Source organism: Patiriisocius sp. (assembly GCF_051252435.1).
Classification (GTDB): Bacteria; Bacteroidota; Bacteroidia; order Flavobacteriales; family Flavobacteriaceae; genus Patiriisocius.
Genome location: NZ_JBPOFW010000014.1, coordinates 1 through 10,425, shown reverse-complemented (window position 1 = coordinate 10,425; position 10,425 = coordinate 1). Strand labels below are relative to the sequence as shown.

Sequence of the window (10,425 nt, the reverse complement as noted above, 5' to 3'; positions counted from 1 at the left end):
GTCTCGAGACCGTCGCCATCCAAGTCGCACAAAAAATAATCACTGATAGGGTCCGTAATGGCAGGACTGTCGTTGACGATAAGGTCCAAAGGAACTACATCGTAACAGCCAAAGGCATCCACTTCCAATCTTGCCCAAACCCTTTGAAAAGATGCAGTTGTATTGGTAAACATATTTGGTGTGGCAAATGGAAAGGCCCCAGATTCAGCCAGCCCTTGGTTTGCATAAAAGGTTACAGTTGTACCTGCATTTCCATTCTGGATCTGTGCGGTCCTTGTCGTCAAATCAAAAATAGCAAAACCATCATTCGGTACTCCATCACAAGCTTCTAAATCATCCGGAATCCCAGCTATAGGGTCTGGTTGAAATGTAACATCTATCATATCTGGATTGACTACACAAAATCCTCGAAAAGCCTCTAACGTATAGGTTCCTGACAATGTAGGATTATAAAAAGGTCCCGTAGCACTAGGTAAAAAACCACCATTGAAATACCATTGATAGGTAAAATCTGGCCCTAAGTCCTGACCTATTGTAACTACTTCATTCACACATGGGAATAAATCTGGCCCAAGATTTAATCCTAGTTGAGATAAATCAACAACTAAATCAAAAAAATTGTTATCTTCATTATTCTCATCTACAGTACCCATTCCCGTTCCATCATCATCTGCAACAGCTCTTAATGTAAATACTGTGGGAGTAGGTGGTGCAAAATTTAGTGTAATCGTTCCACTTTCGGAGCCACCAATAGGAATTATCCCCGCCGTTACAGCTTGTCCATATAACACACCATCTACGTAAAAAGCAATAGGTAGTCCAGGTTCAAGGGCTTCTGTACTGTCAATGTTTGAAACCGTATAATCAACATCAATATCACTATTATCACACAACACTCCTATTTCATCAATTGTAATTGTAGCATCGGGAAGTTCAGAATTCACATTTGTAATAATATTGTTAACCATTACAAAATCTTGACCTGAGGTTAACGAAATATCAATTTCAGAGTCACCTGGAGCAACGATACCTACTAAGTCATAGAAATCAAAGTCCATGTTCCAAAGTGTATTAGAGCCAGTATAACTATTTGTACCGTTAAAAGCATTATCAGCTGGGTTTAATGGAGGATCTGAAATTAAATTAGTATTAATAATCAATGTCTCATTATTATTGATAGACGCATCCCCTTCCCAAGCTAAAAAGCTAATTTTAGAAAATTGATCACTGGCAACATCCAGTGGTCCAAGTGTAATGTCAATATTTGTATTATTTGCCGAGACAAATTCTAATCCATCAAAAAGTGATATTTGATTTTGTGTTAGAGCTGGATCTTCATAAATCACATACATGGCCCAACCGCCATAGTTAGTACCATTATTACATGCTCCAGTAGGAGTTAAATCTTGTTCAAGTCCAGAAAACGTATAAGTTCCATTACCTGTTGCTTGAACTATATCAGTAACATCTGCATAAGCCGAAAAATAAGTATTTCCTGTACCCGCTGTTAAATGAAAGTCTCTTGTAGCATTCACCAGTGTTCCATTAAGCGTTACAATGAAATCACCTCCAACAGCATTAACCCAAGGAGAACTCCAGTATAAATGAGCTGAAACAATAGTTTGGGTTGGTTGCAACATTAAATCTGCACTACTTTCACTAATTAGTTGACAAGATGCAGGATTAGCAGATGCATTTAAGGTATTTCCCACCCCAGTAAAATCAAGTCTTCCATTAAATTGTTGAAATAATGTAATAGGCTCTACTTGTGCATTTGATACACTTGAAAAACAAGCTATTAACAAGAAAAATAGATATTTTTTCATAATCACGAATTTAGCATACAAATTACAATATTTTTATAACATTAATAATATGCATTTTTTTAATAATACGTAATACTATAAAAAAAATCTTTTTCATGTGACAAAAAAGGAGTTTTATATTAGAAGTTTAAAACAATATCCGCTTAATCTAAGCAACGTTTTGAATCAACTAATTAATTAATGGTTTTACAAATAGCCGGTTTTGCATTTTTAAGTGCGTTATAATTTCATAGATTGTAAAATTTTCAACTTTTAAATTAATAGTGTAGATATTTTTTCTTTCTGAAATTCATATCACATAATATTAGATTCCAGGCATTATTCTATCCACAGAATAAAAACCCTCGCTGAGATATCCTTGGCAAGGGTTTTGTATGAATATTGTGCTAATCTACAATAAGATTATTTAGTTGAAATTTGAAAATACCCATTTGAAAGACCTTAAATTTACCTTTCATTGAATGTCAGCAGTGCTTTCACAAGGTAAATTATTTTACAAATTTGAAATAATCCAAAAGTACTTCGTCATTTACCGTGGAAGGTGTGAAAATCTCAAGAAGTCTCGGAGCTTCTGAAATTTTAAAAAATGAATCTAATTGGTTTTTGACCGAAAGTGTGTCATGAGCCGAGCTATATTCAAAACCAAATTGTTCGCACAATTGATGAGCAGTTAACTTGTGTTTTGTCTCAAAAAACTCTTCGAACTTTTCTGATTGTTTAGCCTCTGTTAAAATCCTGAAAATACCCCCGCCTCCATTATTGATCACTATAATTTTAAAATTTGAAGGAATATAGTTATTCCACAAGGCATTGCTATCGTAGAAAAAGCTTAAATCGCCTGTAATAAAAACGGTTGGTAGTTTTGAAGCATATGCTGCTCCAATTGCTGTTGTAGTACTACCATCAATTCCGCTGGTTCCTCTGTTGCAAAAAACTTGAACGCTCGCATTAAAATTAAACAGTTGTGCATATCTTATAGTTGCACTATTGCTTAATTGCAATTGAATGTCACGAGGTAGATTTTTAAAAATTTCAGCAAAAACAGAAAAATCTGAATACGGAATTTGATGCACGTATTGATCATGCTTTTCCAATCGCTTCATCTTAACATCTAACCATTTCGGATTATAATCACCTTTGATTTTTTCCGTTAAAGGCAAAAAGGCTTCTAGAAAACTATTGGCATCTGTTTTAATATGCTCTTTTAAATTGAAATATGTATCGTATGCTTTTTTCTCATTAACATGCCAATGGGCTTTGGGGGGATAATTTCTTAAAAAAGCTTTTATCTTTTTTGAAACAACCATTCCACCAAATGTGAGTAGAATATCTGGTTGTAAATCTTGAAATTCGGTTTCTGTTAGCGGTGCTATTAACTGATCAATAGCCGGGAAAAAATCTGGATGATGAAGGTTTGAGGTAGTTTCGGTCAAGACTATGATACTATCGTCTTTTGCAAGTTCGTCCAGTAATTGTTGCTCTATACTTTCGGGCACGAGTACGCCTGCAAGAATTATTTTACGATGTGCGTTGTTCCACTGTTTTGCCAATGGATTTAGTATTTCCGCAGTTAAATCACTACTAGTATCTGATATTCTGGCCGGGACATTTTGGGGTCTTACCGCTGGAGTTTCAACGGTGCGATAGAGCGGCTCGCTAAATGGCGCGTTGATGTGCACGGGACCATTGAGTTCGATGGCGGTATTTAATGCAATGTTAATTTCGGTTTCATTGTGTGTTTGTTGCTCTTCCCCCTCGATACAATTTGCGCTATAGAGCACATGATTTCCATATACGTTTTCTTGCTGTATGGTTTGCCCATCGCCTATTTCTACAAGATGCGCAGGTCTATCTGCCGAAATTACCACCAATGGAATATCACTATAAAAAGCTTCGGCAACGGCGGGAAAATAGTTCAACAATGCCGAACCGGAAGTACAAACAACAGCAACGGGCTTTTTAAGCTGTTGCGCCATACCCAGTGCAAAAAATGCTGCACAACGCTCATCGACTATTGAAAAATTATTGAAATTTTCATTTCCTATAAATCCGATGGTAAGTGCCGCATTACGTGAACCCGGGGAAATTACAATGTGGTCAATCCCTTTGGCTAGGCATAATTGTGTGATAGTTTGAGAAAGGAGTTTATTTGAAAATTTCATTATTTCAAAGGTACAAAGGCGATTTAAATAGACATTCTATTTTATGAAAAAACAAATATTTATAGTTAAACGCATTGAAGTGAAATAATGAACATCCCATTGGGTCTCTCAAAGCTCAATAATTTAGAGCAGTGGCGAAAGCACTTTGAGCATGGTTGCCATTTTGTTTTCGGTTTCTTCCCATTCTGCTTGGGGTTCACTACCTTGAATAATACCACCACCCACGTAAATGAATGCTTCAGAACCAATAATTTTCATACATCTTAAATTGACAAAAACACTTGCCAGTTTCTCTTTTCCGTTTACGAGTCCTAGAAAACCTGTATAAAATTCGCGGTTATACCCCTCATTTTCCAATAACATTTCTTTTGCCACTTTGGTTGGAGTACCGCAAACAGCTGGAGTGGGATGTAATACGGAAGCAATATTAGGTATTGTAGAACGCCCATTTTTCAACACGCCTTTTATATCTGTCTTTAAATGAATGAGTGAGCCAGCAACATGCGTTTTGGGTCTCGAAGTTTTAAGAACAGAAGTTAAACGTTGTAGGTTTGTAACAATCGTATCTGTTACTAATTGCTGCTCAAATTGTTCTTTATAAGTCCACTCCGGAATTTGATTTTCAACGTTTTTTTGAGTTCCTGCTAATGCCATTGTTGAAAATGAAATACCATCACAGGTAAAGAGAATTTCTGGAGTAGCGCCACACCACAATCCAGTAGTTGGATGATACCAAATATATCTAAAAGCAGAAAAATCGCTTGTTAAAAGTTCATTGAAAAGAGTCTCAAAATTAAAGTTTTTTAAATCAACCGTTTTTCTTCGAGACGCAACTACTTTGACTACTTTTTTGTGTTCAATGTTATTAATAATCTTTTGCACGAAATGCTTGTAGCGTTTTTCTTCGCTTGGGTTGGCGTCTAATTTCACATCCTTTGACGAAGTGATATAACCATTTATTGTGGATTGTAAAATTGTGGCTGAATCCTTGATAATGCATAGTGCTTTTTCCTTATATTCAAAAGGAGCAAAAACAAATGATTCTTCATTGAAATCATTTGTAAAACATTGGTCATCATTAGTTTGAAGATACGCGGTTACTTGTTTGCTGTTAGGTTCAGAAAATAGCACGAAAGGCAGTTCCTTTTGCCAATGTGCATAAACAGTTTCAACTAATTTGGGGAGTTTCATTGTATTATATACGAAGTGTGAGCGTGGTTAGTTTTATCATTGAAATTAATTCTTCAGCTTCATTTTCAATAGCAATATGCCAAAGCTGGGTGGTGCGCCCTTTGTGCAAAATTTTTGCCTTGGCATAAACATACCCATCTTTAATACTTTTCACATGGTTTGCAGCGATTTCAATGCCACGTATGGCGATGTCCTTTTCACTCAAAAAGATAAAAGCTCCAGCACTCCCCACACTTTCTGCAAGAGCGACAGATGCACCACCATGCAACACACCATCAGGTTGATGCACACGTGAGTTTACAGGCATTCTTGCGGTTACGGTATCTTCAGAAATGTCAATAAATTCAATATCTAGCGTTTCCATTAATGTGTTTTTGCACATAAGGTTACACTTTTTTAAAATTTCGTCTTTAGATAAATTCATTTCAATAAATTACATTTGTAAAGCTACAAAACAGCCTTGAAATGAGTAATGAAAAAAGAGTAAATTATATTTCCGAAAATACTTTTGAAACTTTAAACAACCTAACATCAAAAACCAAAAACGTATGGTTGGTCTTTCACGGATTGGGCTATTTAAGTCGATATTTTCTTCGAAGTTTTGAAACTCTTAACGCCGAAGAAAATTATTTTATCGCCCCTCAGGCTCCCTCAAAATATTACCTTGGCACAAAATTTAAACATGTGGGCGCCTGCTGGCTCACTAAAGAGAATACCAAAACCGAAACGCAAAACGTACTTAACTATATTGACGCGGTTTATAAAGCTGAAATTTCAGAAACACCAGTAAATTTTATTGTTTTAGGATACTCACAAGGAGTGTCAATTGCAACCCGATGGCTTTCTTCGCGAAAAATACAATGCAATCATCTTATTTTGCATAGTGGCGGAATTCCTACTGAACTCATTCCCGAAGATTTTGAATATCTAAATCCAAAAACCAAAGTTACATATCTTTATGGCGATGCAGACGAATATATAAATGAAGCCAAGAAAACCGAAGAATTATTAAAAGGCACTAAACTTTTTGGTGATAGACTTGAAACGCAAGTGTTTAAAGGTATTCACGAGGTTCATATCCCTTCTTTAGAAAAATTCGTAGGAAAATCTTGATGCAAGACAGTGCATTTCATCGAATTTATTTGCACAACATCATAATAAGTGGTTAATTTACTCTGTATTGTAAGAAATAAACTACCTAATTATGAAAAAACTACTCTTTGTTACCGCTCTTTTGCTAACAGCTTCTGCATCTTTTGCTCAAGTATCACAAGAAGAAAAAGCTGCACTTACAGACCTTTTCCTTTCTACAAATGGAGAAAACTGGATACATACATGGAACCTCAATGAGCCAGTGAAAACATGGCACGGTGTAACTGTAGAAGACAATGCCGTAGTGGGTTTAAGTTTATTGTTCAACAATCTTGAAGGAACAATCCCTAACACACTAGGTAATCTAGAGCAATTAAAAAAACTTGAACTTTCTTTCAATAAATTGTCAGGTACAATACCTGCTACAATTGGGGATTTAGAAGATTTAAAAGTATTTGCTGTTAACGGAAATGAACTCGTAGGAACAATACCTACTACATTTGGAAATCTTGAAAACTTAGAGCAATTACATTTAAGTAGCAATAACTTAGAAGGTACAATTCCTGTAGCTATTGGAAATCTTGAAAACTTACAAGTGCTTAATGTTTTTGATAACAATTTGGGAGGAACTATTCCTTACGCATTAATAGACAGTAAAAGCCTTAGAAAATTAGTAATCTCTGAAAACGAAATCACAAATACTGAAGCTTTCGCTAGCGTTATATTGTTTGAACAAGGTGTTGACAACCCAGCATTCAAAAACCCAGGTACTTTTATTCCAGCAAAAACCGTAATTGCTACTGAAACTAGCGACGACGAAAATTAATAGTATTTTTAGGTATATTTTAAAAAGTCCTGACTATTAATAGTCAGGACTCTTTTCTTTTTTACATTTCAAAAAGTTAATCTCAAAAAACCTTTATCGGCTTTATCGCTTCCTGTCTTCCGTTTACATATCTAAATCCGTTTTCTCCAAAGAAACCTGCTTCTTCTAGCATGATGCGAATGTCTTTATTCCACTCAGGAATATTAACCGTTGTATTCAATTCAATAGCATACACCGTATTGTGATGTAAAGGGTAATCACCAGTTACGGGAACACCGCCTTGCGAATCCCACATGCCAAGCGTAGTGCCACTGCTGTGACCATAAGTACCTAAAGGATGGGTGTAAATTGACGGACGCATACCTTCGGCTTTCCCTTGTTCAAGTGACATAGCCAAAACTTCGTTGCCCGTTCTCCCCAACTTAAAATTTGAAGTAAAAATATCTTGTATTCTGTTTCCTTTCTTAAAGGCTTCGGCTAAAAACTGAGGGACTTTGGTTTCTCCCTCTTTTAAAACATAAGCGTGACGTTGACAATCTGTATTTAGCGTAATGTAAGTGATTCCAAAATCACAATGCAATAGGTCGCCGGGGATAATCACTTTTTCTTTTTCGCCTTTGGTAAATGAATAAATATGGCTTTTCAATTCTTCGTTATCTCGCTGTACATCTATTGTGGGGTGAAACCATGTTTCGAGTCCCAAATCGGTCACCTTTTGTCGCATCCACCACACAACATCATCGGTTGTTGTAACGCCAGGTGTAATCACTTTGTTCGAAAATGCTTCATCAATGATTGCAGTTGTAACATTGACCAATTGATTATAGAGTTTCATTTCCTTTTCGGTGCGTGTTTCAATCCAACCAATCGCTAATTTTTCTGCGGAAACCACACGATCCTTATACTGCTGTGGAAGCACATCCATCAATTCGTCGTAATCTGTTTTTACAAGTCCGTCCACAATTCCAAAATGCTCCGAAACATTGATACCTATATTTTTAGGGTTGCGTTCTTTTATAATTTCCACGAGCCTTGCCCATTGATCCGGTTGTTTTTCTTTATCCCAAGCCGATGTAATATTATCGCCCACATCGTAACGAGCTACGGCAATACGCTCCATCGTGTTCGTAGCTTTGTTTCTATAAAAAACGAGTATCGTCCTGCGGCGTGCATTTAGCCATTTTGCTGGCAACATGGTTCGCATTACTGGGTCTTCATTATACTCTCTTGCGATAACGAGCCACATTTCAAAATCGGTTTCATCCATTAATTTGGGCAACAAATTTGTAAATCTGTCTGCTAAAATTTCGTCGCGCATGGTTGCTCTATCTCTTTCTGAAAGGATTTGAGCGTTCATTGAAACCGTGATGAGTAAGAAAAGTAAAATTGCTGTTTTTTTCATGGCATAAAGTTTTTACTAAAGATCGCTAAGATTTAAAACTTCAGCAACATTTCGGAAGAAAAAAACCCATCAAATTCATAACAAACTAGACGGGTTTAAAAATAAACAAACTATTATTTTTAAATAGTAATTTTTTGTACACCTGCATATTTTTCAATAAGTCTAACAATTAAATCATTTAATTTTTCAACGGTATAATCATCAGTAGTAGGCTTTAAATGTGTATTACCTACACCACTATCATCAGTTAAAAACACATAGGTACCATTTGTAGCAACGCTAAAGTATCTCATTAAAAATTCTAATTCTTTGTTTGCATTACTCGCTACTATTGGGATTATTTTAATTCCCTTTTCTCTTGCTTTTTTAATTTGATGTTTCATTGTTGTAATATTTTGTTCATTGAAATGTGGCGGAGCATCCAATAATAAAAATATTATTTTTGTTTTCGCATCTTCATTCCAAGATTGCGCTATCGACACTTTAAGTGCTTCTTCAACTGCTTCTTCATAATCACCGCCTCCATCAGCTTCATATCTTAACAATACTTTTTTCATCAATGAAATATCTTCATTAAAATTATATGGACTAACTACAAAAGCATCTCCATTATCTCTATAAAAAGTAAGTGCCAATCTTTTGCGAGATATACTTTTATCAAGCCGTGACATAATATTCTCAACTTCTACCTTTAGATATTGCATTTCATCTCCCATTGATCCTGTAGCATCGATTGTAAACATAATGTCAATATCTTTAGTTTGCTCTTTTTCATTGGACACAACAATTCTTTGTACTTCCTTATTATTAGAAATCTTTTGACTATAAATCTTACCATCATTAAGTATTTGTAGCGAATATTGGTTTAATTTATTAGCTTTACCTCTCAAAAAAATCGCTTTCCCAAATACATCAGTCCTAGCTATATCAATTTGATCTGTTTCTGAAAAGAGCTGCACTTTAATGTCTTGTATAGCTTTATTATTAAGGTTTACTACTTCAACTACTATTCTTTTATCCGAAAGAAAGTCCCATCTATTGACTACATTATATCCTTCATTTTGATTTGCTAAAAGATTTTTTTTATAAGATTTCCAATTTTCATTATCATTAATTTCTGCAGCCGTCAACAAACCAGATTGAGATTTTGATGACATATCTTTTCCTTTAATGATTTCAATTCCTGACACTTTTCCATTAAGCGTTCGTACGACATCTATACCTTTCCTTTTATCTATTGATTCGGTCTCAATTCTTGACACAGCATAGCCCAGTGAATTACGCTCCCTAGTACGACCGCCATATCCCGTAATTACAACTTCATTCAAAGTAGCACCCTGTACCAAAGAAACGTCAATAACCGATTTTCTTCCTGAAATTTTAACTGCTTTTGAATCAAATCCTACGTATGAAAATACAAGCTCACTTCCTACCGAAATATTAATTGAATAATTACCATCAAAATCTGCTTGTGTACCATTTGTCGTACCTCTTTCTAAAACATTAACACCTGGCAATGGTAGTCCAGCATCATCAGTAACGGTTCCGTTAATTGTAATTTGTTGTGCTTGCAATGGAAGCACAATTGCTAATAATAATGTGTAAAGTAAAATTTTCATAACGTTGAGTTTTAGATTAAGATATAAAACTATGTTATGAATATTCCTGAAAAAACCGCTATTGAGTAAACGGTCTATCTCAATGAGTGAAATAGTACCCACTTCTGAAATCCCCACCCCAGGACATCTGAAGCACTGCGACCAAGCCGTTACCATGATAGAATCCCCCGCTACGATATTCCGTAGCGGGGGATTCTATCATGGTTTACTGAACGACCCTACCTCTTCAGGGTAAAATGTCCTTTTATTTCTTTTCTCACCTCCTGTTCGGTGTACTCCACCCTGAACCAGTAGTCGCTCGATGGCA

At 35.7% G+C, this 10,425-nt stretch carries 8 protein-coding genes; 2 read left to right on the top strand and 6 right to left on the bottom strand.

The genetic code is table 11. The features are described 5' to 3' along the window. The 4 genes from ACSHW7_RS15780 to ACSHW7_RS15765 form a co-directional block, all read right to left on the bottom strand. Positions 1-1,826 (bottom strand): CARDB domain-containing protein (locus tag ACSHW7_RS15780; protein ID WP_435680332.1); only part of this gene is annotated, 1,826 nt, incomplete at its 3' end. Between the two features lie 488 nt (positions 1,827-2,314). Further along, entirely contained in the window at positions 2,315-3,988 is a 1,674-nt protein-coding gene (gene menD, locus ACSHW7_RS15775) for a 2-succinyl-5-enolpyruvyl-6-hydroxy-3-cyclohexene-1-carboxylic-acid synthase (protein ID WP_435680331.1), read from the bottom strand. Positions 3,989-4,111: 123 nt separating this feature from the next. After that, complete coding sequence (locus ACSHW7_RS15770; RefSeq protein ID WP_435680330.1) at positions 4,112-5,179, bottom strand: isochorismate synthase; 1,068 nt, start codon at positions 5,177-5,179, stop codon at positions 4,112-4,114. A 4-nt stretch (positions 5,180-5,183) separates the two neighbouring features. Beyond that, positions 5,184-5,603, bottom strand: a complete 420-nt coding sequence (locus ACSHW7_RS15765) for a PaaI family thioesterase (RefSeq protein ID WP_435680329.1) — start codon at positions 5,601-5,603, stop codon at positions 5,184-5,186. A 41-nt stretch (positions 5,604-5,644) separates the two neighbouring features. Between ACSHW7_RS15765 and ACSHW7_RS15760 the strand changes: the two genes are divergently transcribed. Both ACSHW7_RS15760 and ACSHW7_RS15755 read left to right on the top strand, forming a co-directional pair. Beyond that, a complete protein-coding gene (locus tag ACSHW7_RS15760; RefSeq protein WP_435680328.1) occupies positions 5,645-6,292 on the top strand; it encodes an alpha/beta hydrolase in 648 nt (215 codons plus the stop codon). Positions 6,293-6,383: 91 nt separating this feature from the next. Then, positions 6,384-7,097, top strand: a complete 714-nt coding sequence (locus ACSHW7_RS15755; RefSeq protein WP_435680327.1) for a leucine-rich repeat domain-containing protein — start codon at positions 6,384-6,386, stop codon at positions 7,095-7,097. A gap of 82 nt (positions 7,098-7,179) precedes the next feature. On the opposite strand, the gene ACSHW7_RS15750 is transcribed toward ACSHW7_RS15755, so the two are convergent. Together ACSHW7_RS15750 and ACSHW7_RS15745 are read right to left on the bottom strand one after the other, a co-directional pair. Further along, a complete protein-coding gene (locus ACSHW7_RS15750; protein WP_435680326.1) occupies positions 7,180-8,499 on the bottom strand; it encodes a M24 family metallopeptidase in 1,320 nt (439 codons plus the stop codon). Between the two features lie 119 nt (positions 8,500-8,618). Then, a complete protein-coding gene (locus tag ACSHW7_RS15745; RefSeq protein ID WP_435680325.1) occupies positions 8,619-10,118 on the bottom strand; it encodes a carboxypeptidase-like regulatory domain-containing protein in 1,500 nt (499 codons plus the stop codon). Positions 10,119-10,425 lie beyond the last annotated feature (307 nt).

Bases quoted from the DNA above. Each gene is read 5' to 3' on its own strand.
- ACSHW7_RS15760 (WP_435680328.1), top strand. From the start codon at position 5,645: ATGAGTAATGAAAAAAGAGTAAATTATATTTCCGAAAATACTTTTGAA.
- ACSHW7_RS15755 (WP_435680327.1), top strand. From the start codon at position 6,384: ATGAAAAAACTACTCTTTGTTACCGCTCTTTTGCTAACAGCTTCTGCA.
- ACSHW7_RS15745 (WP_435680325.1), bottom strand. From the start codon at position 10,118: ATGAAAATTTTACTTTACACATTATTATTAGCAATTGTGCTTCCATTG.
- menD (WP_435680331.1), bottom strand. From the start codon at position 3,988: ATGAAATTTTCAAATAAACTCCTTTCTCAAACTATCACACAATTATGC.
- ACSHW7_RS15750 (WP_435680326.1), bottom strand. From the start codon at position 8,499: ATGAAAAAAACAGCAATTTTACTTTTCTTACTCATCACGGTTTCAATG.
- ACSHW7_RS15765 (WP_435680329.1), bottom strand. From the start codon at position 5,603: ATGAATTTATCTAAAGACGAAATTTTAAAAAAGTGTAACCTTATGTGC.
- ACSHW7_RS15770 (WP_435680330.1), bottom strand. From the start codon at position 5,179: ATGAAACTCCCCAAATTAGTTGAAACTGTTTATGCACATTGGCAAAAG.